This is a genomic window from Heliobacterium chlorum (genome assembly GCF_014502795.1).
GTDB lineage: Bacteria > Bacillota > Desulfitobacteriia > Heliobacteriales > Heliobacteriaceae > Heliobacterium > Heliobacterium chlorum.
In genome coordinates this window covers 1-379 of sequence record NZ_JACVHF010000189.1, presented here as the reverse complement: position 1 = coordinate 379, position 379 = coordinate 1, and the positions used below count along the sequence as shown (strand labels likewise).

The 379-nt window shown below is 52.5% G+C and carries 1 rRNA gene; it reads right to left on the bottom strand.

Annotated elements, in window-relative coordinates:
- Positions 1–68, bottom strand: a 5S ribosomal RNA gene (gene rrf, locus H1S01_RS20935); the annotation flags it as partial.
- Positions 69–379: the final 311 nt, after the last annotated feature.

Below are 379 nucleotides of genomic sequence, written 5' to 3'. Positions count from 1 at the left end.
GCGCAGGAGGGCTTAACTTCCGTGTTCGGGATGGGAACGGGTGTGACCCCTCCGCCATTGCCACCAGATCAGTTTGTTGTTGAGGTCCATCCGGTTCATCACCGGAATTCAGAGTCTACTATAATCGGTCGATATTTTCAACCGGTAAGTTTCTCCAGTCCCTCAAAATCAAACAGTTGTGTTGCGCTGCGTGCGTAACATTTCCGTTCGGACCTGTCCCATCGGGCTGCTTGCGATATGACTCGCCTGCAACCTGTTGGGAGGTCTCCGTCCGGTTCGACCTCGACATCTCACTGCGTAGCGGTTTCATCCCTTCACTAGAAAAACTAGCAAGGTTCATCCTCTACCGTGACGAGTCTCCATAGAAAGGAGGTGATCC